The following is a 24,843-nucleotide window of genomic DNA, read 5'->3' as shown; positions in this document are numbered from 1 at the left end:
TGGAAGGGGGGCGGCGAGTGGGAAACCATGCTCACGCCCCCCGGATCGGCTCAATCCGAACGATCAGAGGTGCTTAAGCTGCGTTCCATCAACTGCTTCAGCTTCGATTCCGTTGAGGAGTCGGGCGCAGGAGTATATATGCTGCATCGCAGGTCGGAGCTCCCTTGAACCTGCAGCGAGGTGAGGTGAAACAGCATCTTGCCCGCTTTGGCATGTCTGAATTCGATTAACACCTCCGGGGCTGAGCTGACCTCGCTTTGCTCCCACAGCCGGTCGAAATCCGGGTGAACCTCCTTCATCTCCGCAAGAAATCGCTCGTACCATTCGTCCTCAACATATTGCCCGTAATACGCCCGGAAAATAGCGAGAAAACCACGGACAAAATGTTCCCAGTTGACGGCGAGCCGTTGGAATTCTTTTTGTGTAAACAGCAGCCGGATCATATTCCGCTGTTCTACTGGAATATGTTGGAAGTCGAGAAACACATGGGAAGCCGCTTCGTTCCAGCCGACAATATGGCAGCGGCGGTCAGAGATAATGGTCGGACAAAAGCGCAGCTCCTGCAAAATTCTTCGCAGCGAAGGGCTGATCTCAGGCAGATCTTCTATTAGTGTATGGGTGCCTGCCCCGGTTTCCAGAGCAAGCGAAAACAAATATTTCCGCTCGTCTACCGTTAATTGCAGGGCGGCGGCGACGCAGTCCAGTACCGATTTGGATACTTTGATATCCCGTCCTTGCTCAAGCCATGTGTACCACGTGGGGCTGACCCCGGCAAGTTGGGCGACTTCCTCACGTCTCAAACCCGGGGTGCGCCTGCGGGTTCCCACCGGAAGTCCGACCGTTTGCGGGAGCACTTTGGCCCGCTGTGCCTTCAAAAAAGCCGATAACGCTTGAAGCCTCGTTTGATGATTCATTTCGATTCCGCCTTTAATTTCGTTAACATAGTAGTTATTATACTATAATAAACTGCAACTTGTAATAGGATAACAACTGTGACAACATAGGACTTAACCGATGAACGAAAGGGAGGAAATTCGATGGAACGAGTCGTGTTAACGGGGACGGGCATTATCTCGCCGCTTGGGCATGAAGTGGAAACTTTTTGGAATCGTTTGTGCCGGGGGGAATCGGGGATAAGCCGGATCAATACTTTTGACACGTCCCGCTTTAAAACGAAAATCGCGGGGGTTGTCCGGGAATTTGACGCGGATGCCCGGTTCGGCCGCAAAGAAGCGCGGCGGATGGATCGGTTTTGTCAGTTTGCTTTGGCTGCCGCGGAGCAGGCGTTGGAGGATTCAGGGTTATCGCTTGACGAAATCGATCGGGAAAGACTAGGCGTATATGTAGGATCGGGCATCGGAGGCATTCAAACGCTGCTCGAACAGGACGGTATTCTCCGTGATCGGGGACCGGAGCGGGTCAGTCCGACGCTGGTACCGATGATGATATCGAACATGGCTGCAGCGATGATCAGCATAAAATACGGAGCTCTGGGCCCAACTCTGTCTCCGGTAACCGCATGCTCCATAGGAAATACGGCCATCGGCGAAGCATTCCGGTTAATTCGGGGGGGCGGCGCGGACGCGATCATTGCCGGCGGTGCGGAAGCCGCCGTGACGGAAATATCGCTTGCCAGCTTCGGTAACGCGACCGCTTTGTCCGGCCGAAACGACGAGCCTGCCAGAGCAAGCCGTCCGTTCGATGCAGGACGGGACGGATTCGTTATGTCCGAGGGGGCGGGCATTGTGGTACTGGAATCGCTCTCCCATGCACAGCGTCGGAACGCTCGAATTTACGCTGAGGTGATCGGTTACGGAGCCAGTTCCGATGCTTATCACATCGTCGCCACCCATCCGGAGGGGATCGGGGCTTACCAGGCCATGAAATCGGCGCTTCGTGAAGCCGCTGTGAACCCGGAGGAAGTGGATGTTATCAGCGCTCACGCGACGAGTACGGAACTGGGGGACAAGTCCGAAACGATGGCGATCAAGAAGTTGTTCGGCGAGCATGCCTACCGGATTCCGGTAACCGCCAATAAGTCCATGACCGGTCACATGCTGGGAGCGTGCGGCGGGGTAGAAGCTATTGCTCTGGCCAAGAGCCTGGAGCAGGGAATCATTCCTCCGACGATTAATCTGGAGCAGCCGGACCCGGATTGCGATTTGGACTACGTACCGAATGAAGCGCGTCAAGCCAAACTGAAGATTGGCATATCGAATTCCTTCGGATTCGGCGGACACAATGCGGTCATCGTGCTAAAAGCCTTTGCAGAATAACTTAGTACAAGCATAATACGTTACAAAATAATTAGCGTAAAGGTCCGTTGCGGAACGAAGGGACAACCCCGGAGACTGCGCGGACTTTTGTATTTTAATCTTTGTTTAGGAAGCTTCCGTAATTTTCTGATTTCTAAGCTTGGCTTTGATCATTTTGATCCGCTGCTGGGCGTAAAACTCGCATGCCGCTCCACTCAGGCTGCTGAGAGGAACTTGTAGCTCGGTATGGTTGTCGATAATGATCATCGATCCGTTTTCGAAAAATTTAAAAGTAAGATCTGCCCAGAACGGCTCCGACGCATCCAAAATTTTTTCGATCTGCTGCTCCGTGAGCTGTTCGCCATTTTCGGCCATGACATTCTTATAGTAGTCCCGTTCGATAAATCTAACATTTGTCACCATCGTATCTACACTCCTCTCAGGAAATAGGAACATGCGTTCTTGTTGTCTATTATACCAAACATTTGTTCGTAGTCAATACAATTTACAGAAAATTCTCTTAAGTTAAGAAAAAAGTCTCTTGACCCTGTATCTCAGGCATGACGCATAGCTTGTTCGGATTGACGAAACCAAAACCGGATGATAGTTTAGAAAAGAGTATGGCAGATAGTGGGAGGGTTATCGATGACAGAAGTCCGTTTGGAAATCGGCTACGACGAATACGAAGATGGAATGCGCATGGAGCAGTTGATCGAGCAATTGGCCGCGAAGCCCGAGAGTCGGGAGGTCGTAGAGCTGACGATCGGCTCGTGGGGACAGGCTTATGAAGAAGGTCCCGATACGTTCATGGATGTATTGATCGGGCATAAGGACGCTTTCCCGGCGTTGCGCAAGCTGTTTATCGGCGACATGGATTCGGAGGAATGCGAAATTTCGTGGATTATGCAGACGAATCTGGCTCCGCTGTTAGAGGCGTTTCCGCAGCTTACTTCGTTCTGCATTCAAGGCAGCACCGGGTTGTTCTTGAAGCCGTTGAAGCACGGACGGTTGGAAGAATTGGTAATTATCTGCGGCGGCCTGAGCAAGGAAGTGCTCGCCGATATTCGCGACGCCGAGCTGCCGGAGCTGAGAAAGCTGGAGCTTTATCTCGGCGTAGACAATTACGGTTTTGACGGCGGTCTGGAGGATGTTAAACCGCTCATGGAACCAGGGCGCTTTCCCAAATTGACTTACCTCGGTCTGAAAGACAGCGAGATTCAAGACGAAATTGCGATTGAAATTGCGAATTCGCCGATCCTCGATCAATTGCATACGCTCGATTTATCGCTGGGAACCCTTAGCGACCAAGGTGCGGAAGCGCTGCTGGCGAGCGAACGCGTCCGGAAGCTTTCGTTCCTCGACCTGAACTATCACTACATGTCGGACAAGATGGTAAGGCGCTGGCAAACGTCGGGCATGTCCGTCGATGTCAGCGACCAGCAGCAGAGCGACGATGACGATGATTGGCGCTATCCGGCGGTCACGGAGTAGATGCCCCGTCCGCTGATTGTTGTTGGCAATCCCGGTAACCGGAGGACAACGATGCTGCAGGAAGCACGCCGGAGGCTCGGGATGCCTCCGGCGACGATTGTGCCGTATCTCGATCTGCTGCAGGGACGCATTCGATGGCGTGAAATCACGGGCGGAGAGCCTGTCCTTGTCCGGCTGGACTCGCCCGGCGAGCATTTCCCGGTGGAGCGCGAGCTGATTGCGCTCGGTGCAGCCGACGGCGGGCAAGCGGACGAGCTTTTCCCATTGCCGAAGTTTCTCCCGATGCCGGTCATTTCGGCGCAAGCGGCCCGGAACTTGCCCGAGCAACCGGGACGCATCTACTATCCATCGCAATGGTTTCGCGGATTTTGCCGGATGCTGTCCGGGCTTCGCGCCGACTTGGCCGAAACGGCGCCGGAAGCGCGCTGGACGAACGATCCGCAGGAAATCGCGGTCATGTTTGACAAGCGCCGCTGCCATAGGCTGCTCAGCTCCCGGGGTGTACGGGTTCCCCTGGCTCCGGGGGAGGCTGGTTCTATCCGGAGCTACGACCAACTCCGCGAAGCGATGGAGCGGACCGGCATGCGGCGCGTTTTCGTCAAGCTGGCGTTCGGCTCCTCGGCCTCCGGGGTGCTGGCTTACCAGATTAACCCGTCTACCGGTGCGGAGTTGGCCGACACGACGATCGGCTTCGAGCGTCTTGGGTATGAGCGAGTATATTACAATTCGCGCCGTATTCGCAGATACCGGGAACGCCCGATCATCCGCGAAATCATCAATTGGCTGGGCGCTCAAGGCATGCATGTCGAGCAGTGGGTGCAGAAAGCATCGCACGACGGCCGTGCATTCGATATCCGCCAACTCGTCGTCGATGGCGAAGCATGCCACCGGGTTGCCCGACTCAGCCGCACGCCGATCACGAACCTACACCTGCGCAACGAGCGGGCCGGGCTGGAGGAGCTTGGGCTGTCCGCAGCCACCGTTCAGGCGGTGGCCGAGGCCGGGGAGCAGGTTGCTTCGATGTTTCCGCGTTCCGCTGTGGCAGGGATCGACGTGCTTCTCGCCAAAGGCGCCTTGCGTCCTTATATCGTCGATATTAATCCGTTCGGCGATCTGCTGCTGAACGTTCGTTACGAAGGAATGGATACCTACGAATGGCAAATGACCCGCATGTTAAAGGATGAATGAAGCATGAGCATCAATATGAACGACATTGTCGGCACCCACGACATTTTGTTTGTGACGCTTGATACGTTGCGCTATGACGTGGCGAAGCTGGAGGAAGAGAACTGTCCCCATCTGTGTGGCACGGGCGGCTGGGAAAAGCGTCATACGCCGGGCAGTTTTACGTATGCCGCGCATCACGCGTTCTTCGGCGGTTTTTTGCCGACGCCTGCGAATACGGACAAGGCGAGCCATGTCCGGCTGTTCCACTCGAAAAATACGGGACTGCCGACCAATCCGAACACATGGCTGTTCGATACGCCCGACATCGTCTCCGGCCTTGCCGGGGAAGGGTACCGGACGATCTGCATCGGCGGTGTCATTTTTTTTACGAAAAAAGTGCCGCTGGCGAAAGTGTTACCGTCGTATTTTCAAGAGAGCTACTGGCGCCAGACGTTCGGTGTAACGAATCCGCGCTCCACGGAGCATCAGGTGAACCATGCGCTGAAGCTGATCGGCTCTGCCGACCCGGACCAGAAGCTGTTTCTCTTCATGAACGTGAGCGCCATACACGGTCCGAACCATTATTTCGTACCCGGAGCAAAACGCGACTCGGTGGAAACCCAGCGGGCAGCGCTGCGCTATGTGGACGGACAGCTTGGAAGGCTGTTCGAGGCAATGCGCGCGCGGGGCAAGACGTTCTGCATCGTCTGCTCCGACCACGGAACCGCTTACGGCGAGGACGGGTATCACGGCCACCGGCTGGCGCACGAGGTCGTATGGAACGTGCCGTACCGGGAATTTATTCTATAAGCCATAACAGCTATCAAAGGAGGGACATCAAGTGGAATTCCGGGAATCAGAAGACATCCGGCGCTGGTCGGAGCAAATCGCCACATCGCCATACCGGTCTTACTTGTACTCCTATCCGCATAAAACAGCCTATCGCGAACTGAATCCGCCGCTGCCGCTGCACGAGCTGTGGAAGAGCGAGAGCGGGGAGTCGTTCTTTTTATATATGCACATTCCGTTCTGTGCGGCCCGGTGCGGGTTCTGCAACCTGTTTACGCTGCCCGACCGGAGCGCCGACGCGCACGAGCAGTATGTCGCTGCATTGGAGCGTCAGGCGAGGCAGTGGGCGCCCATGGTTTCTCACCGTCCGTTCTCCCGCTTTGCGATCGGCGGCGGGACGCCGACGCTGCTGAACGAGCGGCTTCTCGAACGTTTGTTCGATATCGCAGAGCAGGTGATGGGGCTCGATCCGGACCGCGCCTCGATCTCCGTCGAGACGTCCCCGGATACCGTGACCGATGCGCGAATGAAGCTGCTGAAGGAGCGGAAGGTCGACCGGGTGAGCATGGGGATTCAAAGCTTCATTGAAGCGGAAGCCGCTGCGATCTACCGCCCGCAAAAGCCGGGCGAAGTGATGCGCGCGCTCGAAGTGCTGAAACGGCACGACTTTGCCGTGCTTAATCTCGATCTGATCTACGGGCTGCCCGGCCAGACGGTGGAAACGTGGCTGTATTCGCTGGATCGGGCAATGGAATATGAGCCTGAGGAAATTTTCATTTACCCGCTATATACGCGCGAGAATACGATCTTGAAGCCGGAGGAGCTGCGCCGCAGAGGGTCGGATCACCGGCTGGATATGTATCGAGCCGCTTGCGAACGCTTGAAGGAGAAGGGCTACGAGGCGTTCTCGATGCGGCGGTTCGCCAAGCCGGACGCGAAGTCCGGGAAGAACCTGCTGCCTTACGGCTGTCAGGAGGAAGGGATGGTCGGTCTCGGCTGCGGCGCGCGTTCATACACGAGGGAGGTGCATTACGCTTCCCGCTACGGCGTAAGCTACAAGGCGACGCAAAGCATTATCGCCGACTACGTCTCTGCGTCAAGCTACGATACGGCCGATTACGGCTTCGTCTTAAACCTGGCCGAGCAGCAGCGCCGTTTCGTTATCAAGGCGCTGCTGCACCGCGAAGGGCTGGAGCGGCGTGCTTATGAAGCAAGGTTCGGCAGCGATCCGTTCGCCGACCGTCCCGAACTGAGTCGGCTGCTGGCTGCCGGGTTCGCTGTACTGGAAGACGGTGCGATGCGCCTAACGGACGAAGGCATGGCCTATTCCGATGCGATCGGCGACTGGCTGATCTCACCGGAGGTCAGGGAGCGGATGGAGGAATACGTATGCGTGTAAGCACGACGTTGTATTACCGCGGCGCGTTATCCTCCTGCAACTACGATTGTCCGTATTGCCCTTTCAGCAAAACGACGGACAGCCGAGAGACGCTGGCGAAGGACAAGGCGCAACTGGAGCGGTTTGTAGCATGGGTTCGGGAGCAGGGGACGGACGGCAGGCGTCTGTCCCTCTTCTTCAATCCGTACGGCGAGGCGCTCGTCCACCGGTGGTACCGCGAGGCGTTGACGGAGCTGTCTCATCTGGAGCACGTAGACAAAGTGGCGATCCAGACGAACTTGTCCGTCAAGCTGGATTGGACGAACGGGCTGAACAAGGACAAGGCGGCGTTCTGGGTCACGTACCATCCCGGTCAAACGAGCGAAGCGTCGTTTCTGGCCCAGTGCACGCAGCTTTACGACAAAGGGATTTCTTTCAGCATCGGCTCCGTCGGGATCAAAAGCTATCTTGAGCCGATCCGTTCGCTGCGACGCGCGCTGCCTCAGGATGTTTACTTGTGGGTGAACGCGTACAAGGACCAGCCGGCGTACTATTCGGCCGAGGAGATGGCGGCCTTTCGCGAAATCGACCCTTATTTCGAGTGGAATGCACGGGACTATGACAGCATGGGGAAACCTTGTGCCACGGGAAGCCGCGTGTTTTTCGTTACAGGCTCGGGGCTGGTCAAGCGCTGCTATAAGGACCGGGGAGTGATCGGGCATTTGTACCGCGACGGCTTGGAACGGTTGTCCGCGGAGAGACCGTGCCGGATGAAAACGTGCGGCTGTTACATCGGCTACGTGCATATGCCGGAGCTGTCGATGGCGTCGATTTACGGAAAAGGAATATTGGAACGAGTTCCCAGCGTGGATGCGCGATATGCCGGGAAGGAGGCGTCACCATGCGGCCTTTGAACGAAAGGAAAGGCTCGGTCCTCTGGTTTACCGGGCTGTCCGGCTCGGGGAAGACGACGACGGCGCGGGAGGCGGCATCCGTTCTGCGCGAACAGGGACGCCGGATCGAATGGCTGGATGGAGACGAACTGCGCAAGACGCTATCCAGCGATCTGGGCTTCACACCCGCCGACCGGCTTGAGCATATCCGCCGGATTGTCGAGCTTGCGAAAACGCACGCCGATAGCGGCGCAATCGTGCTCGTGTCGGCCATCACGCCGTACCGCAGCATGAGAGATTACGCGAGGTCGGTGCTGCCGCGGTTCATGGAAATTTATGTAGAATGCCCGCTGGAGGTATGCGAGCGGCGGGACGTCAAAGGGCTGTATGCTAAGGCGCGGCTCGGGCTTATTCCGAATTTTACCGGACTATCTGACGTCTACGAGCCCCCGGAGCATGCGGAGCTCACGATTCATACGAATGAGCATTCCCTGACACATAATGTGGAACAAATCATGCTAGCACTACAAGTGTTGGGCGGTCATTGATTTTTCTCATAAAGGCGGATTGGTCTGCGGATTTCCGCGTAGTTTTCATCGATATCCCGTTTGAGCGATTCCAGAAGATGCAGGGCTTCTTTTTGCTGCTGCTCGTCAGCGATGGACCGGAGGAGCGTCTGAAGACGGTCCAATCTCGTTTTCGTTACGAATCTCATGGTATGTCCTCGCGATCTGCCTCAAGCCGTTGTTTTCTAAAATGATTCGCAGACGTTCTCCGCTTTCAGGCCGGGTCGGCCGGGCAACGCGGCGCACAGCGGAATGGAGGGTTTCCGGAAGGGTTAATTGACCGTTTGTAGAATAACATGAGGTGCGCAGTTTTTCGCGTTACTATTCGTTTACATATACTTTATCCGAAAGGGGTTCCCTTGGATGAACCGACCTTTGCAGCAAACTTGGGATCTGGACGTTTTTTTCCCGGGAGGCAGCGACTCTCCCGAATTTGCGCAATATTTGAACGCGCTTGAAGCCGACACGAACCGCTTCCGCAGCGAGTTGGACGCTATGCCGTCGCCGCAGACCGCAGAAGCTGCCGCCGCATTGCAGAGCTTTGTGGAGCTGCTGCAGGACTTGCAAAAACGGCTGCGTCAAGCAGCGGCCTTCATCGGCTGCCTGTCCGCGCAAAATCAGGCGGACCGGGGCGCGGTTCGGCTTGGCGGCCGGCTGGACGGCATTCAGGCGAACTACCAGTCCGCCATGACGCGCTTCGATGTGCTGCTTGCCGAGATGCCGTACTCCGTATTCGCCCAGTGGGTCGGCAGCGGAGCGATGGCCGCCCTCGCCTTCAATCTGGAGGAACGCCGGACGCAGGTGAAAGACAAGCTGCCGCTGGAGCAGGAAACATTGGTAAACGACCTTGTCGTAGACGGCTATCACGGCTGGAGCGCCTTGTACGATACGATCGTGAAGCAGATCCGGCTTCCGTACGAGAAAGACGGAAACACGGTCATGCTCTCGGCCGGGCAGTTTTTCAACCAACTGATCAAAGAGCCGGATCGGGAGAAGCGGGAGCGCTTGTTCCGGCAATGGGAAGAGATGTGGACGGCCCAGGAAGATTTTTGCGCCGATGCGCTGAACCGTATTGCGGGCTTCCGTCTCCAGCTATACAAGCACCGGGGCTGGGATTCGGTGATCCGCGAGCCGCTCCAAATCAACCGGATGACCGACAAAACGCTGCAAACGATGTGGGAAGTGATCGAGAAGAACAAGCCGGTATTTATCGCTTATCTGGAGCGGGTCGCCAAGCTGATGGGCGTGGAGCGCCTAGCCTGGTCCGATCTGAATGCGCCGCTTGAGGGCAAGGACACGAACGTCTCCTACGATGAGGCTGCCGTGATGATCGAGGAGCAGTTCCGCCGCTTCTCGCCGCAGCTCGCCGACTTTACCGTGCGCGCGTTCGAGGAGCGTTGGGTGGAGGCGGAGGACCGCCCGGGTAAACGGCCGGGAGGCTTCTGCACCTCGTTCCCCGTCAGCAAGCAGAGCCGGATCTTCATGACTTACTCCGGGGCGGGGAACTTGTCGACGCTGGCGCACGAGCTTGGCCATGCGTTTCACCAGCATGTGATGAACGAGCTTCCGCCTATGACTCAGCGCTATGCGATGAACGTGGCGGAGACGGCTTCGACCTTTGCCGAATTGATCGTCAGCGACGCCGCGCTGAAACAGGCGGAGACACGGGAGCGAAAGCTGTTCCTGCTGAAGGATAAAATCCAGCGGGCCGTCGCCTTTTTCATGGACATTCATGCGCGGTTCCTGTTCGAGACGCGGTTCTACGAAGAGCGCAAGGCCGGACTCGTCGGCCCGGATCGGTTGAACGAGCTAATGATCGAGGCTCAAAAGGACGCGTTCTGCGGCGCCTTGAGCGAGTACCACCCGCATTTCTGGGCGGCAAAGCTGCATTTCTACAAAACCGGCGTGCCGTTCTACAACTTCCCGTACACGTTCGGCTTCCTGTTTTCCTCGGGCATCTACTCGCTTGCGCGTCGGGAAGGCGAATCGTTCGAAGCGAAGTACATTGCTTTGCTGCAGGACACCGGCCGCCTGACGGTCGAGCAGCTGGCGAGCAAGCACTTGGGAGTGGACTTGGAGCAGCCGGAGTTTTGGCAGCAGGCGGTCGATCTTTCCATCGAAGACGTGAAGCAGTTCCTCGCTTTAACGGAAGAAGGCTAAGCTACGAAAGCGGTCGCCATGACCGCTTTTTTCTTTGGATGCGAACGTGCAGCCGTTTATCGTAAGTTGAGACAAAACCGGGCTTTCCTGCTATAATAGAGCAGTTGTTTTAAGCCATGAATGAGCTTTGTTAAAATGATAAGCTTCACAGAAGCGGCATAAGGAGAAAGGGGACAATGTCAGTGATTGTTGTCGGGGGGATGATCGGTCTGGGGAAAACGTCCGTAGCCGAATTGCTTGGACGGGAGCTCGGATCGGAAGTATTTTACGAGAGCGTGGACGATAATCCGATTTTGCCGCTTTTCTATACGGCATCGAAGGAAGAGATCGAGAAGCACCGGTACCCGTTTTTACTCCAGCTGTACTTTTTGGACAGCCGGTTTAAGTCGATCAAGAAGGCGCTGCGGAGCAACCGCAACGTCTTGGACCGGAGCATCTACGAAGACTGGTATTTTGCAAAAGTAAACCGTGAGCTCGGACGCATCAACAATCTGGAATTCCAGGTGTACGAGAATCTTGCGAACAATATGCTCGAAGAGCTGGAGGAGCTGCCGAAGAAAGCTCCCGATCTGATGGTTTATTTGAAAGGCTCGTTCGAGACGGTGCTGCGGCGCATTTCGCTGCGCGGGCGCGATTTCGAGCAGGACGAATCGCTTGTCGAGTATTACCGGTATTTGTGGAAAGGTTACGACGAGTGGCTGATGAAATATTATAACCAGTCCGATGTGTTAATCGTCGATATGGACCTGACCGACGTGGTGAACAATCAAGAAGACGCCCGGAAGCTGGTCGAGCAGGTGAAGGACAAGCTCAGCGTGTTGCAAATGTAAACGGATGATCTCGTCGTCCGACAAGACGACGGCTGCCGTCCATCAAACGAAAGACCGGAACTCCTTCGCAGGTGAAGGGGCCCGGTCTTTTGCATTCCTGCAAGCTTAATGTTGCGGCTGCTCCGCTCTGGAGGCGGCGAACCGGTTCTGCGGCTTCGGCAGGTGAAAATGGTCTCTCAGCGTACTGCCCTCGTACTCTGTACGGAACAGCCCTCTTTGCTGCAGCAGGGGCACGACGCGCTCCACGAAATCTTCCAAGCCTTGCGGAAGCAGGGGTGCCATCAGCATAAAGCCGTCGGCGGCTCTTTCCGTAAACCAGGTTTCCAGCGTATCGGCAATTTTCTCCGGCGTACCGACGAAGTGCTCGCTGCTGAACGAACCGGTCAGCAGGGAATAAACCTCCCGCAGCGTCGGGTTTTCCCGCGCAATGACGGGCCGGTGCTTGATGTAATCGGATTTCGTCTCCGGCAGCCGGTCCAGCCCGAAGTCCGCCGCTCTCGAATCGAGAGTGGCTCCCGTGAAATCGACGCTTTTGAAATAGTCAGACAAGAAGCCGATGCCCGTCTCCTCGGTAATGTAGGACTCCAACTGCTTCAGCTTACGCTTCGCCGCTTCCTCCGTTTCAGCGATGACCGGAGAAATACCCTGCAAAATGTACACCTCGTCGGCCGACCTTCCTGCAGCGGCGACCTTGCTCTTGAAGGAACGGTAAAACTGCTTCGCATCGTCGATATCGTATTTGATGGAAAACACGACCTCCGCCGTGCCTGCGGCAAAGCTTTGCCCGGATTCGGAATTGCCGGCCTGCACGAGAACGGGGTGACCCTGCGGGGACCGGCCGATGTTGAGCGGACCTTGTACGTTGAAAAACTCGCTTTGGTGGTTGAGGCGGTGCAGCTTGCTCCGGTCGAAAAATTGCCCGCTTTCCTTGTCGCGGACAAAAGCGTCGTCCTCCCACGAATCCCACAGTCCCTTGACGACTTCGAGAAACTCCTCCGCGCGCTTATAGCGCAGCGAGTGCTCGTAATGCTCCTTGCCTCCGAAGTTGAGCGCCGTATTTCCGGACAAGTCCCGGGTCGTGACGATATTCCAGCCGACCCGGCCTTTGCTGATATGATCGGCCGACATGAAGAGGCGGGCCAGATTGAACGGCTCGATGTACGAGGTGGAAGCGGTAGCGACGACGCCGATTTTCGAAGTAGCGCCCGCCAGCGCGGTAATGAGCGTGATCGGTTCGTAGCGGTTCAAAATATTCGGATGGGACGCTTCGTTGATCGCGAGACTGTCGGCGATAAAGGCGATGTCGAATTTTCCGCGTTCGGCAAGCTGCGCGAGACGCTTGTAATAATCGATGTCGATACTCGCATCCGGTTGGACATCGGGATGCCGCCACGAAGCGACATGCATGCCGGTGCCTACCAAATAGGCGGACAGTTTGATTTGTCTTTTTCGGGTCACAAGCCATACCTCCATATATCCGAGTTAATCAATGGATTTAATTTGTTATAATTTAGCATGATCTTGCAACCCCGTCAATTCCTCCTTGTATCCCGGTCTAAAGTCCAGCAATTCCCTGGCCGTTTGTCAGAATTCATTTCCCGCCCGATGGTATATGATCAAGTGAAAGGAAATAATTTACATGCGAGAGAAATGACGTTTACCGTGAAAGCACTGCTCCGCACAACCAAGCTGCCCGCCGTACTGTCTGCGGCCTTGCTTGTCAGCTTCACCGCTTCCGCCGCCTCTGCCGTCTCCGTTTCGCCGGACGATGCCCCCGCACAAGGACCATCCGATGCGAAGGAAGTCGAAGCGTTCGCCGACTCGTTCTTTAACCGTGCGGACCTCGGCGTCCCCGGCGCCGCCATCGTCATTGTCAAGGACGGCAAAGTGCTGCTGCAAAAAGGCTACGGCTTCGTCGATGTCGAGAAAAAGCAGACCGTCGATCCCGACCGGACGGTGTTCCGCATCGGGTCCGTGTCCAAGGCTTTTACCGCTACCGCTGTCATGCAGCTCGTCGAGCAGGGGGAAATCGATTTGGATCGGGACGTGCAAACCTATATGGACGGCCTTCGCATCGACAGCCGTTTTCAAGAGCCGGTCACGATGAAGCATCTGCTGACGCATACGACCGGGTTCGATTTCACCGAACCGAAGCCGGGGGACATCAGCCCGGACCTCGACAGATATGTGCCGCTCAAGGATTACATCGCCGAGAACATGCCGACCGTCGTGCGGAAGCCCGGAGAATCGTACAATTACGATAATTTCGCTTCCATGCTGCAGGGGTACATCGTACAAAACGTGTCCGGCATACCGTTCCATCAATATATGGACGAACAGCTGTTCAAGCCTCTTGGCATGAAGGATAGCGGCTTCCTCCTGACGCCGGACATCCGCTCAAAGCTTGCAACGGACTATGGGCCGGACGGCAAGCCGCTTCCGCTGTACGCGGTGTCGCCTACGGAACTGCCGCAGGGCGGCATGTTTGCGACGGTATCCGATGTCGCCAAGTTTATGATTACCCACTTGAATAACGGCGCTTATGGCGGCAACCGGATTTTACAGGAGGCGACCGCGGCCGATATGCACAGCATTCATCTCGCAATTCACCCGAAAGTGCCGCAGATGGCTTACGGCTTCGAAACGTCGAACAAGAAAAGCTACAACGGCCGGAAGGTCATCGGAAAAGGCGGCAACATCGGCGGTTTCTCGTCGTGGATGTGGCTGATGCCGGAACAAAACGTGGGTGGATTCATCGTGAGCAATAAACGCACCGAACTGCATGTTCAGTGGTTCAACGCGTTCATGAACCATTACTATCCGAAACCGGCGGAGCCGGACGTTTACCTGCAGCCGACGCAGGCGGAGCTTGCAAGGTTCGAGGGGCTGTACAGCGAGCTTCGGACCAAAACATCCCTCACACAAGTCACGGCGGCGCCCGACGGCAAGCTGATCGTGGAAGCGCCGGGTGCCGGAAAGCAGGAGCTGAGGCAGATCGACGACCGCCTGTTCAAGGATGCGGACGGCAATCTTTTGGTGTTCCAAGAGAACGCCGACAAGTCGATCGGGTATTTGCAATACCGCTACGAGGTCAGTACCTCGAAAAAGCTGAATGTGCCGAAGCCTTTCTCCGACGTGCGCAAAGAGGACGGTTACGCCCCTTACATCGCAACCCTGCAGCTGCTTAATCTCGTCAAAGGCAAGGCGGACGGCACGTTCGGCCCGTCGGAGCCGATCACGCGCGGGGAATTTGCGGCGCAGACGGCAGGCCTGCTGTTTATGACGTTGTCCAAGAAGCCGGCGGTCTTTGCGGATACGCAAAATCACCCGGCGGCGGCCGCGATTCAAACGCTGCACGAGCTTGGGGTGATCCAAGGCTCATCCCAGTCGGCTTTCGAGCCGGATAAGCCGATCACCCGCCAGGAGGCGGCAGTCATCGTGGCGCGGACGATCCAGCTCGGCGGCGCTTCGCCGATGGATGCGAAGCTGAGCGGCCATACCGATCCTTGGGCGCTCGACGGCGTCAAACAGATCGTCGCGCTTGGCCTGTACGGGCCGGAAGTGAAAGAGGCGGCCGACGGCTCCGTCGACTACAAAGCGCAGCAGCCGATGCTTCGTCAGGAGGCAGCGGCGTTGTTTGCAAAAGCGTTGTCCAGTTAAGTTAAACAGGCAGCCGGAGGGAAGCAGGGCATCCACGGATCGCGCCAGCATCGGTGTGATCCCCCGGATTCCCGGCACTCCGGCTGCTTTTTGGCGTTCGGTCCCTACGGTAAATACCTTGATAAAAGTTCTTGACAGCGCCCGGTCCATCCTTTAAATTAAATAAATATAATCGGTATAGTCGGAATTAAAAAAGACGACTTGCACAATTAGTTGACCAGTCCACTGGAAACTAAGCTTTCCCCGAGCTATGGCTGCGGGGCGACGCTTGGTTTTTTTATTTTTATCCCGAAAAGCAGGTGAAGGAATGATCGTCATTCGCAATCTTAGCAAATCGTACAAAACGTCGTCAGGCGCATTTCCTGCACTTCAGAACGTCAGCTTGCAGATCGAAAAGGGGGATATCTTCGGCATTATCGGCTTCAGCGGCGCGGGCAAGTCGACATTGATCCGCTGCCTCAACCGGCTGGAGGAGCCGGATTCCGGGAGCATCGAGATCGAGGGCACGGTCATTACGGATTTGAACGGGAAGGAGCTGCGGCTGGCCCGGCAAAAAATCGGCATGATTTTTCAGCAATTTAATTTGCTGGATGCGAAGACGGTGTACCAGAACGTCGCGTTTCCTCTGCAGGTCGCCGGGCATCCGAAAGCGCACATCCGCGGGCGTGTCCGTGAAATTCTCGACCTTGTCGGCCTGGGCGATAAAGAGAACGCCTATCCGTCGCAGCTCAGCGGCGGTCAGAAGCAGCGGGTCGGCATCGCGAGAGCGCTCGTGAACGAGCCCGACGTGCTGCTCAGCGACGAAGCGACGTCGGCGCTCGATCCGCAGACGACTTACTCCATTTTGGAGCTGCTCAGGGACATTAACCGTCAGCTTAAGCTGACCGTCGTTCTGATTACGCATGAGCTCGACGTGCTGCAGCATATTTGCCGCAGCATGGCGGTGATCGAGAACGGCACAATCGTCGAGACCGGGCCGGTCGACAAGCTGTTCCTGAATCCCGAGAGCGATACGGCGCGCAGATTCGTCCGCATTCTGGAGCATTACCGCGACAGCCGGTATGTGATGGAAGGAGTGGGAGCGGGAATATGAGAGACGATCTGATCGAGCTGCTGCTGCAGGGACTTGGCGAGACGGTCTACATGGTGCTCTGGTCTTCCGTCTTCGCGCTCGTGCTTGGCATTGCGCTCGGCATTACGCTCGTCGTGACGGAGAAGGGCGGCATCCTGGAAGCGCCGCTGCTGCACAAAATCATCGGGACGGTCATCAACAGCGTCCGTTCGCTGCCCTTCATTATTCTGATCATTCTGCTGCTGCCGCTCTCCAGGCTGATCGTCGGCACCTCGCTCGGTCCGACGGCTGCCATCGTGTCGCTCTCGATCGGCGCCGCGCCTTTCCTGGGACGGGTGATTGAGAATTCGCTCAAGGAAGTGAGCGCGGGCAAGATCGAGGCCGCTAAAGCGGTCGGCGCCTCGCCTCTCACGATCATTTTCAGGGTGCTCATTCCCGAAGCGCTGCCGGCCCTTGTCCGCGCGATGACGATCGCGGTCATTGCGATTACAGAATTTACCGCCGTGGCCGGCGCGATAGGGGCGGGCGGTCTGGGCAGCCTGGCCATACGCTTCGGCTACCAACGGTTTCGCGAGGACGTTCTGATCGCGACCGTCCTGCTCATCATCGTATTGGTTCAGCTCATCCAATGGTCGGGCGACTACATCGCCAAATCGATCGACAAGAAGCGTTTCAAGCCGGATTGAGCGCAAACATCGCGTTTGTGAAGTCATTTTAACTATAGAAAGTAGGCGTAGATATGGGTAAAAAAGGTCTATTCTCACTCGCATCCATCTTTGTTATTTTCGGTGCTATCGTTTCGGGCTGCGCCTCGGGCGGCACCGCGCAGGCCCCGGACACGAAGGCTGCTGCACAAGGCAATGCAGCCGGTACGGCCAAACCGGCGAAAGAAACGACGCTGAAAATCGGGGCGGCCGCCGTGCCGCATGCGGAAATTTTGAATTTCGTCAAGCCGAAGCTGAAGGAGCAAGGGGTCAACCTTGAAGTGGTCGTCTATGACGACGAAGGGCAGCTGAACCCTGCGCTGAAAGACAAGCAGATCGACGCGAACTACTTCCAGCACGTTCCGTATCTGGATTCGGTCAAAGGTGAGAAGGGCTATGATTTTGCCGTCACGACCAAGGTACACGTGGAGCCGATCGGCTTCTATTCGAGCAAGCTGAAATCGAAGGACGAGATCAAGGAAGGGGCACGGATCGGCATTCCGAACAACCCGTCCAACGAATACCGCGCACTGGTGCTGCTGCAGCAGCAGGGGCTGATCAAGCTCAAGGACGGTCTGACGACGTATGAAGCGACCCCCAAGGACATCGCGGACAACCCGAAAAAGCTGAAATTCGTCGAGGCCGATTCCGCAACCTTGCCCCGGTCGCTTCCCGATCTGGAAGGCGCGATTATTAATACGAACCTCGTGCTGGAAGCCAAAATCGATCCGAAATCGGCCTTGTTCCGGGAAGATTCGAAATCGCCTTACGCCAATGTCATCGTCGTGCGCAAGGGAGACGAGACGCGGGACGAAGTGAAGAAGCTGGACGCCGCTTTGACGACGCCGGAAGTGAAGAAGTTTATCGAAGACAAGTACGGCGTTGCGGTCGTTCCGGCATTTTAGAAAATTTAGCTGTTGATTTCTATCGGTTCAGAGGTTATTCTTGTACTGACAACTTCATATGCGCGGGAGCTTGGTGAAGCCAGGCTGAGAGGATAACCGGATGTTATCGACCGTTAAACCTGATCTGGGTAATGCCAGCGGAGGAAACACGTAGCCTTTGTATGCACAAAGACCGCTTCTTTGCCGTTGCGGTCTTTTTTGTATGCATTACGTTCCCCGCTTGCTCACATTCATTCGAGGAGGAATTGAACATGACAAGCGAAAACAAACCAAACCAACAACAGGCCGTGCCAGACGTATCGGGATTTCCCGGGAGCCGAAAAGTGTATATTCAAGGCTCCCGCAGCGACATTCAGGTCCCGATGCGGGAAATTGCTTTGAGTCCGACGGTGGGCTCGGAAGGGGAAACGGCCAATCCGCCCGTTCGCGTCTACGACAGCAGCGGTCCGTACACGGACGGCGATGTCCAGACCGATATCCGGCAAGGGCTTCCGGCCAATCGGCGGGGATGGATTATGGAACGGGGCGACGTGGAGGAGTATGACGGAAGAGTGGTAAGGCCGGAAGACAACGGCTTCAGGGAAGAAGAAGGGGCCCGGCGGCAGGAATGGTTTCCCGGAACGGGGTGCCGTCCGCTGCGGGCCAAGCCGGGAGCGAATGTTACCCAGATGCACTACGCGAAAAAAGGAATTATCACCCCCGAGATGGAATATATAGCTATCCGCGAAAATGTGACTCCCGAGTTCGTGCGCAGCGAGGTGGCGCGCGGCCGGGCGATCATTCCGTCGAACATTAACCACCCGGAAAGCGAGCCGATGATTATCGGCCGGAACTTCCTCGTGAAGATCAATGCGAACATCGGGAATTCGGCTGTCGCTTCGTCGATCGACGAGGAAGTGGAGAAGATGCGGTGGGCGACGCGCTGGGGAGCGGATACGGTCATGGACTTGTCGACCGGCAAGCACATTCATACGACGCGCGAATGGATCGTCCGCAACTCTCCGGTGCCGATCGGGACGGTGCCGCTGTATCAGGCGCTTGAGAAGGTCGGAGGGAAAGCGGAGGAGCTGTCCTGGGAAATATACCGGGATACGCTGATCGAGCAGGCGGAGCAAGGCGTCGATTATTTTACGATCCATGCCGGGGTGCTGCTGCGATACATTCCGCTGACCGCGAATCGCGTGACCGGGATCGTATCCCGGGGCGGATCGATCATGGCTTCGTGGTGTCTGGCGCATCATCAGGAAAATTTCTTGTACACGCACTTTGATGAAATCTGCGAAATTATGAAAACGTACGACGTCGCTTTTTCGCTTGGGGACGGCCTGCGTCCCGGTTCCATCGCCGATGCGAACGACGAGGCGCAGTTCGCGGAGCTGGATACGCTGGGCGAGCTGACGCAAATCGCCTGGAAGCACGACGTACAGGTGATGATCGAAGGACCGGGTCACGTGCCGATGCATTTGATCAAGGAGAACGTGGACCGGCAGCTTGAGGTGTGCCAGGAGGCGCCGTTCTATACGCTCGGACCGCTCACGACCGATATTGCTCCCGGCTACGATCACATTACGTCGGCCATCGGCGCCGCGATGATCGGCTGGTTCGGGACGGCGATGCTGTGCTACGTCACCCCGAAGGAGCATTTGGGGCTTCCCAACAAGAACGACGTGCGGGAAGGTGTCATCGCCTACAAAATCGCGGCGCACGCGGCCGACTTGGCCAAAGGCCATCCGGGTGCGCAGGAGCGGGACGACGCGCTGTCGAAGGCGCGGTTCGAATTCCGCTGGCGGGATCAGTTTCATTTGTCGCTCGATCCTGAAAGAGCGCTGGAGTACCACGATGAGACGCTTCCGGCGGAAGGCGCGAAGACGGCCCATTTTTGCTCGATGTGCGGCCCCAAGTTTTGCAGCATGCGTATTACGCAGGATATACGGGAATATGCTAAACAACACGGTTTGGAAGACCGCGACGCGATCGAGAAAGGCTTGGAGGATAAGTCCAAGGAGTTCAAGAAAGCGGGTGGTATGATTTACAATTAAACGACCTGGGAGGGATCGTATGTTTACGGAGCAGGAAAAGGAAGCGTTATACAAGGTCATCTATACGAGAAGGGATGTCCGTTCCTTCCTGCCGGACCCGATTCCGGAGGAAGCGGTGACGAACGTGCTTCACGCCGGCCACCACGCGCCGTCCGTCGGCTTCATGCAGCCTTGGAACTTTATATTGGTGACTTCGGAGCCGCTGAAAGAGCGGCTGGCCTGGGCCGCGGACAAGGAAAGAAGGGCGCTGGCGATCCATTACGAAGGCCAGCGTCAGGACCAGTTCTTGAGCCTCAAGGTGGAAGGGCTGAAGCAAGCGCCGCTGACGATCTGCATTACATGCGATCCTACCCGGGGAGGCGCCCATGTGCTCGGCCGCAACTCCATTCCCGAGACCGACATGCTCTCCGTCGCCTGCGCGATCCAGAATATGTGGCTGGCCGCCTGTGTGGAAGGGCTTGCTATGGGATGGGTAAGCTTTTATAAGAAAAACGACGTGCGCGAAATTCTGGGCATTCCGCCGCATATCGAGCCGATCGCCCTGCTGTCGGTCGGGTATACGGAGAACTACCCGGAGAAGCCGATCCTGGAGACGGCTCAATGGGAGAAGCGCCGCTCCTTGAGGGACCTCATCTATCACGAGACATGGGGAAATCGGCAGTCGGAATGATCAAACTTTTCTATATTTCGATTGAAAATGTCAATGAACCGGCATCTTGACGGCAATCACCACCCGATGATACAGTGAAAATCAAATACATTATATCCGATGCGTTTAGTGGAGATTGCTCCGCTACAACCGGCGAATCGGATATAGAGCTTGAGGAAAACGGGTGGGGTGCTATGGGGAAATCGGATGAAATTCGGATTCGCGATGCGACGGAGCTTGACCGGGAAGCGATTCTCGCGGTCATGCTGGAGGCTTATGAGCAGTACCGGCCGGTGCTGCCTTCTGCCCGGTGGGAGCCGTACCGGGAGTCGATCCGGACCTCCGTGGACGGAGAAGGTCCTGCAGCCCGGCTTGTTGCCGAGCTTGCGGGGAAGGTGGTCGGGAGCGTGCAGCTGTTCTTGTCCTCCGAAGCCGCTTACGGCATGCCGGAGCTTGGGATTCAATCGCCGATTATCCGCTTTCTGTCCGTTTCGCCAGCCGTGCGAGGCCGGGGAATTGCGACGCTGCTAATTAAAGAAAGTGCCAGGCGCTCCCTCGCCTTCGGGGCGGCTACGCTGCATTTACATACGTCGGATATGATGGAGTCCGCGGTCCGATTGTATGAGCGTTTAGGCTTCGAGCGCGCCTTCGACAAGGATATGCGCAATGGCGATACGCTTGTGAAGAGTTACCGGATTCATCTGAAAGAAGCTGCTCTATTGTAGCTGTACGAATCGGATCATGGCAGCCGTGCGGACGCGTGGCAGCGGAGACGGAACGGCTCGGCCGGGAAAGCGCAGATTTTTGAAACGCCTAAAGGAGATATCGCTGAGACATGTGTCTTTTGGATATCTCCTTTTATTATTTGGCTATGTTTTAAATAGATGTTGAAAACTGATACACTATTGAAGATATGCCATGTATACAGGTTTGGAGGTTTAGAAGAACTGCTTGTATTAGGGTATACAGATAAATGGCTATAATTATTTGAAACTGACAAAGAAGTTGTTAAAATCAAGAACTTTATGGTTCAATGGAATGTAGCCTACCCTCTCTAATTTAGTACACACTTGAATTTTAGGAATCATGAATTATTTATATTTCATGGAGGATAGATGTAATGATAAGACATAATTTAAAGATAGAAAATATTCCAGCAATTTTGTGGGGGGACAAATCAGATAAGTTATTTATAGTTGTGCATGGTAACATGTCAAATAAGGCAGATGACTCGATTATTGTATTTGCAGAAGAAGCAACAGCAGTAGGTTATCAAGTTCTTAGTTTTGATTTGCCTCAACATGGTGAACGTAAAGATGATACTTATCTTTGTACAGTTCAAAACTGTGTTCAAGACCTTAATAAAATTATGACATATGCAAAATCGTTATCAAATAATATAAGCATTTTTGCTTGTAGCATGGGAGCATATTTCAGCCTATTAGAATATTGCCATGAGCCATTGAATCAGTGTTTGTTTCTCTCTCCCGTGGTAAATATGGAACGTATAATAAATAATATGATGACATGGTTTAACGTAAGTGAGAGTAGACTAAAAATAGAGAAAGAAATTTCTACACCTATTGGACAAACTCTCTATTGGGATTACTACTGTTATGTGAAAGAACATCCTATTGTTGCTTGGAATAATCCGACTTCAATTCTCTATGGTTCAGGAGATAACTTATGTGAGTTTGACATTGTATCTGAATTTGCTAAACGCTTTAACTGTAATTTGCAAGTAATGGAGAATGGAGAACACTATTTCCATACTCAGGAACAGTTGCAGTATTTCAGACAATGGCTAAAAAACCATATATACGTTAAATGATACTAGAAAATGGTTGATGTATAACCTTCTTTAAAAGCGAATTAAGGGAAGTCAAAATGGCTTCCCTTAAAAGTTATATAATTTCAACATTATTTTAAAACATAGCCTATTATTTCGTAATAATAATTTATATTGGTTTAATGATTTTTGCGGGATTTCCGCCTACAACCACGTTATCAGGCACATCTTTTGTTACCACTGCACCGGAAGCAATAACCACGTTATCGCCAATGGTCACTCCAGGGTTGATGACGGCTCTCCCGCCAATCCATACATTGTTGCCGATCGTTACGGGTTTCCCGTATTCAATCCCCGAATTTCTTTCGTTCGGATCTAACGGATGAGTAGCGGTATAAATGTGTACACCTGGGGCAATGAAGCAGTTGTCACCTATCCGAATTTCGCATACATCCAAGAAGACGCAATCGAAATTTGCATAAAAATTTTCGCCGACATGAATGTTGTAACCATAATCACAGCGCAAATTCGGTTCTATGTATATAATTTCTCCAGTTGAACCGAACAATTCTTTTAATAGTTCCGTCCGTGTGCTTTCTTCCGTTTCTAAGGTTTGATTGTACAATCTGGTTAGTCTTCGCGCATTTGCCCGTTCTTGCAGCAATTCCGGGTCAGCCGCAAGATAGAGTTCGCCATTCAGCATTTTTTCTTTTTCTGTTTTCATTTCTCTCTCTCCTTAACCGAAATAAATGAATTCTATAATGTAGAATTCACTAGAATCATATCATATGGATCATATAATTTTAAAATGAACTGAGGAGGGCATGCCTATGATACCGGAAGTATCGCCACTTCAACGTCGCTGATGACAGCGTGTTCATGGGCGCCGGAAGCGGCGCGGTTCAGTGGTCAGTGGGCAAGCCGCGGGCTACTCCATAACCCCGCTGCAATAAGCCTGGCTTCATCCCATTTTTCCACAAGATAAGGCCTAATGAGGTGATAAAATAGCACAATAAAGGAAACTATTCACTAAATATAAGGCTATAAATATTTATATATTGTACATTAATTCTTTTTGTGTTATACCTTATTGAGGGCAAAGGCAAGGCCAGGAGAGATATTGGATTGCCGTGCCTACGCTTAACCAATATAACAACATGGGGGAAGTCCACGTGTCCTTGATCGTAAAAAACGAACAGAACGATAAGAATGAACCTACGCAAGCGCAAGAGAAGCTCAATTTGTTCGAAAGAACGCAGGAAGTCATCCGTACCGCTCTTGATCGAATGGGGTATAAGGACGATGTATACGACTTGTTGAAAGAGCCGCTTCGACTGCTGACGGTGCGCATTCCGGTTCGCATGGACGATGACTCGATTAAAGTATTTACAGGCTACCGTGCTCAGCATAACGATGCGGTCGGCCCGACCAAAGGCGGCGTTCGCTTCCATCCTGACGTGACGGAAGAGGAAGTCAAAGCGTTGTCCATGTGGATGAGCATCAAATGCGGCATTACGGGGCTGCCGTACGGAGGCGGTAAAGGCGGTATCCAGTGTGACCCGCGGTCGATGTCCTTCCGCGAGCTGGAGCGCTTAAGCCGCGGCTATGTCCGCGCCATCAGCCAATTAGTCGGCCCGACCAAAGACATTCCGGCGCCGGACGTGTTCACGAACTCGCAAGTTATGGCTTGGATGATGGACGAATACAGCCGCATCCGCGAATTCGATTCGCCGGGCTTTATTACCGGCAAGCCGCTTGTACTGGGAGGCTCCGCAGGCAGAGAGTCCTCGACTGCGCTTGGGGTTACGATCGTCATGAAAGAGGCTGCCAAAATCGCAGGCATCGAAATTCCGGGCTCCCGCATTATCATTCAAGGCTTCGGAAACGCAGGCAGTTTCCTCGCTCAATTCCTGCATGAAGCGGGAGCGAAGGTCGTGGGCATCTCCGATGCTTACGGGGCTTTGTACGATCCGGAGGGCCTCGATATCCCGTCGCTGCTGGACAAGCGCGATTCGTTCGGCACGGTCACGCCTTATTTTAAAAGTCAGCAAATTACAAATAAAGAGCTGCTCGTCCAAGAATGCGACATTCTCGTTCCGGCAGCCATCGAGAACCAGCTTACGGAGGAGAATGCGCCGGATATCAAGGCTCGCATCGTAGTCGAAGCGGCGAACGGACCGACGACGCTCAAGGCGACCGAAATTTTGACGGACCGCGGCATTCTGCTTGTTCCCGACGTGCTTGCCAGCGCCGGCGGGGTGGTGGTCTCCTATTTCGAATGGGTACAAAACAACCAAGGCTACTACTGGTCGGAGGAGGAAGTTCAAGACAAGCTGGAAAAAATATTGACGACTTCCTTCCATAATGTATACCGGACCTCGACGGACAAAAAAGTAGACATGCGACTGGCAGCTTACATCGTAGGGCTGAAGCGAGTGGCCGAGGCCATCAAGTGGAGAGGCTGGGTATAAGCTTATATCGAAGCAACCGGCAGAA

The 24,843-nt window shown here is 54.7% G+C and carries 23 protein-coding genes and 1 riboswitch; of the genes, 18 read left to right on the top strand and 5 right to left on the bottom strand.

What is annotated here, in order from left to right; translation table 11 throughout:
• Nucleotides 1-50 precede the first annotated feature (50 nt).
• Nucleotides 51-914: a helix-turn-helix transcriptional regulator gene (locus NI000_RS00520; RefSeq protein WP_253406785.1), complete on the bottom strand. Its 864-nt coding sequence runs from the start codon at nucleotides 912-914 to the stop codon at nucleotides 51-53.
• 123 nt (nucleotides 915-1,037) lie between these two features.
• On the opposite strand from NI000_RS00520, the gene fabF reads away from it, so the two are divergent.
• A complete protein-coding gene (gene fabF, locus NI000_RS00515; protein ID WP_253406784.1) occupies nucleotides 1,038-2,276 on the top strand; it encodes a beta-ketoacyl-ACP synthase II in 1,239 nt (412 codons plus the stop codon).
• 105 nt (nucleotides 2,277-2,381) lie between these two features.
• Here the strand turns inward: fabF and NI000_RS00510 are convergent, their stop codons facing one another.
• Complete coding sequence (locus NI000_RS00510) at nucleotides 2,382-2,678, bottom strand: hypothetical protein (RefSeq protein ID WP_216794110.1); 297 nt, start codon at nucleotides 2,676-2,678, stop codon at nucleotides 2,382-2,384.
• A 222-nt stretch (nucleotides 2,679-2,900) separates the two neighbouring features.
• Between NI000_RS00510 and NI000_RS00505 the strand changes: the two genes are divergently transcribed.
• The 6 genes from NI000_RS00505 to cysC are packed head-to-tail and all read left to right on the top strand — an operon-like array spanning nucleotide 2,901 to nucleotide 8,521.
• The gene (locus NI000_RS00505; RefSeq protein ID WP_253406783.1) at nucleotides 2,901-3,746 is read left to right on the top strand and encodes an STM4015 family protein; all 846 of its coding nucleotides are present in this window, start codon (nucleotides 2,901-2,903) and stop codon (nucleotides 3,744-3,746) included.
• Nucleotides 3,747-4,934 carry an STM4014 family protein gene (locus NI000_RS00500; protein ID WP_301292176.1) on the top strand — a complete coding sequence of 396 codons (1,188 nt, stop codon included), beginning with the start codon at nucleotides 3,747-3,749 and terminating at the stop codon, nucleotides 4,932-4,934. It abuts the gene before it with no gap.
• A 3-nt stretch (nucleotides 4,935-4,937) separates the two neighbouring features.
• On the top strand, nucleotides 4,938-5,723 hold the full coding sequence (locus NI000_RS00495; RefSeq protein ID WP_253406781.1) for an STM4013/SEN3800 family hydrolase: 786 nt from the start codon (nucleotides 4,938-4,940) through the stop codon (nucleotides 5,721-5,723).
• A 31-nt stretch (nucleotides 5,724-5,754) separates the two neighbouring features.
• A complete protein-coding gene (locus NI000_RS00490; protein WP_253406780.1) occupies nucleotides 5,755-7,101 on the top strand; it encodes an STM4012 family radical SAM protein in 1,347 nt (448 codons plus the stop codon).
• Complete coding sequence (locus NI000_RS00485; protein ID WP_253406779.1) at nucleotides 7,092-7,994, top strand: STM4011 family radical SAM protein; 903 nt, start codon at nucleotides 7,092-7,094, stop codon at nucleotides 7,992-7,994. The genes NI000_RS00490 and NI000_RS00485 overlap by 10 nt, the downstream gene beginning before the upstream one ends.
• Nucleotides 7,982-8,521 (top strand): adenylyl-sulfate kinase, encoded by a 540-nt coding sequence (gene cysC / locus NI000_RS00480; RefSeq protein WP_253406778.1) that lies wholly within the window; start codon nucleotides 7,982-7,984, stop codon nucleotides 8,519-8,521. The genes NI000_RS00485 and cysC overlap by 13 nt, the downstream gene beginning before the upstream one ends.
• On the opposite strand, the gene NI000_RS00475 is transcribed toward cysC, so the two are convergent.
• Complete coding sequence (locus NI000_RS00475; RefSeq protein WP_253406777.1) at nucleotides 8,515-8,688, bottom strand: hypothetical protein; 174 nt, start codon at nucleotides 8,686-8,688, stop codon at nucleotides 8,515-8,517. The genes cysC and NI000_RS00475 overlap by 7 nt on opposite strands.
• Before the next feature lie 214 nt (nucleotides 8,689-8,902).
• Here NI000_RS00475 and NI000_RS00470 point away from each other — a divergent pair, with 214 nt between their 5' ends.
• Together NI000_RS00470 and NI000_RS00465 are read left to right on the top strand one after the other, a co-directional pair.
• Nucleotides 8,903-10,699, top strand: a complete 1,797-nt coding sequence (locus tag NI000_RS00470; RefSeq protein WP_253406776.1) for a M3 family oligoendopeptidase — start codon at nucleotides 8,903-8,905, stop codon at nucleotides 10,697-10,699.
• A gap of 176 nt (nucleotides 10,700-10,875) precedes the next feature.
• Nucleotides 10,876-11,529, top strand: a complete 654-nt coding sequence (locus NI000_RS00465; protein ID WP_253406775.1) for a deoxynucleoside kinase — start codon at nucleotides 10,876-10,878, stop codon at nucleotides 11,527-11,529.
• A 105-nt stretch (nucleotides 11,530-11,634) separates the two neighbouring features.
• Here the strand turns inward: NI000_RS00465 and NI000_RS00460 are convergent, their stop codons facing one another.
• Nucleotides 11,635-12,987 (bottom strand): LLM class flavin-dependent oxidoreductase, encoded by a 1,353-nt coding sequence (locus tag NI000_RS00460; protein WP_253406774.1) that lies wholly within the window; start codon nucleotides 12,985-12,987, stop codon nucleotides 11,635-11,637.
• A gap of 192 nt (nucleotides 12,988-13,179) precedes the next feature.
• Between NI000_RS00460 and NI000_RS00455 the strand changes: the two genes are divergently transcribed.
• From NI000_RS00455 to NI000_RS00420, 8 genes are all read left to right on the top strand, one after another.
• Nucleotides 13,180-15,189: a serine hydrolase gene (locus tag NI000_RS00455; protein WP_253406773.1), complete on the top strand. Its 2,010-nt coding sequence runs from the start codon at nucleotides 13,180-13,182 to the stop codon at nucleotides 15,187-15,189.
• Nucleotides 15,190-15,496: 307 nt separating this feature from the next.
• Complete coding sequence (locus NI000_RS00450; protein ID WP_253406772.1) at nucleotides 15,497-16,282, top strand: methionine ABC transporter ATP-binding protein; 786 nt, start codon at nucleotides 15,497-15,499, stop codon at nucleotides 16,280-16,282.
• Nucleotides 16,279-16,947 carry a methionine ABC transporter permease gene (locus tag NI000_RS00445; RefSeq protein ID WP_253406771.1) on the top strand — a complete coding sequence of 223 codons (669 nt, stop codon included), beginning with the start codon at nucleotides 16,279-16,281 and terminating at the stop codon, nucleotides 16,945-16,947. Before NI000_RS00450 ends, NI000_RS00445 begins: the two co-directional genes overlap by 4 nt.
• Nucleotides 16,948-17,000: 53 nt before the next feature.
• Nucleotides 17,001-17,870, top strand: coding sequence for a MetQ/NlpA family ABC transporter substrate-binding protein (locus tag NI000_RS00440; RefSeq protein ID WP_253406770.1), 870 nt, complete (start codon nucleotides 17,001-17,003; stop codon nucleotides 17,868-17,870).
• A 52-nt stretch (nucleotides 17,871-17,922) separates the two neighbouring features.
• Nucleotides 17,923-18,033, top strand: a riboswitch (TPP riboswitch).
• Nucleotides 18,034-18,121: 88 nt separating this feature from the next.
• Complete coding sequence (gene thiC, locus NI000_RS00435; RefSeq protein ID WP_253406769.1) at nucleotides 18,122-19,909, top strand: phosphomethylpyrimidine synthase ThiC; 1,788 nt, start codon at nucleotides 18,122-18,124, stop codon at nucleotides 19,907-19,909.
• 19 nt (nucleotides 19,910-19,928) lie between these two features.
• The gene (gene bluB, locus NI000_RS00430; protein WP_253406768.1) at nucleotides 19,929-20,579 is read left to right on the top strand and encodes a 5,6-dimethylbenzimidazole synthase; all 651 of its coding nucleotides are present in this window, start codon (nucleotides 19,929-19,931) and stop codon (nucleotides 20,577-20,579) included.
• A gap of 173 nt (nucleotides 20,580-20,752) precedes the next feature.
• A complete protein-coding gene (locus NI000_RS00425; RefSeq protein ID WP_253406767.1) occupies nucleotides 20,753-21,283 on the top strand; it encodes a GNAT family N-acetyltransferase in 531 nt (176 codons plus the stop codon).
• A 395-nt stretch (nucleotides 21,284-21,678) separates the two neighbouring features.
• Entirely contained in the window at nucleotides 21,679-22,389 is a 711-nt protein-coding gene (locus NI000_RS00420) for an alpha/beta hydrolase (RefSeq protein WP_253406766.1), read from the top strand.
• A gap of 127 nt (nucleotides 22,390-22,516) precedes the next feature.
• Here NI000_RS00420 and maa read toward each other — a convergent pair whose 3' ends face one another.
• Nucleotides 22,517-23,071: a maltose O-acetyltransferase gene (maa, locus tag NI000_RS00415; protein WP_253406765.1), complete on the bottom strand. Its 555-nt coding sequence runs from the start codon at nucleotides 23,069-23,071 to the stop codon at nucleotides 22,517-22,519.
• A 562-nt stretch (nucleotides 23,072-23,633) separates the two neighbouring features.
• On the opposite strand from maa, the gene NI000_RS00410 reads away from it, so the two are divergent.
• Nucleotides 23,634-24,818 (top strand): Glu/Leu/Phe/Val family dehydrogenase, encoded by a 1,185-nt coding sequence (locus NI000_RS00410; RefSeq protein WP_253407397.1) that lies wholly within the window; start codon nucleotides 23,634-23,636, stop codon nucleotides 24,816-24,818.
• Nucleotides 24,819-24,843: the final 25 nt, after the last annotated feature.

This window comes from Paenibacillus tyrphae, assembly GCF_024158745.1.
Lineage (GTDB): Bacteria > Bacillota > Bacilli > Paenibacillales > NBRC-103111 > Paenibacillus_G > Paenibacillus_G tyrfis_A.
This window is presented reverse-complemented; position numbering and strand designations above follow the sequence as displayed.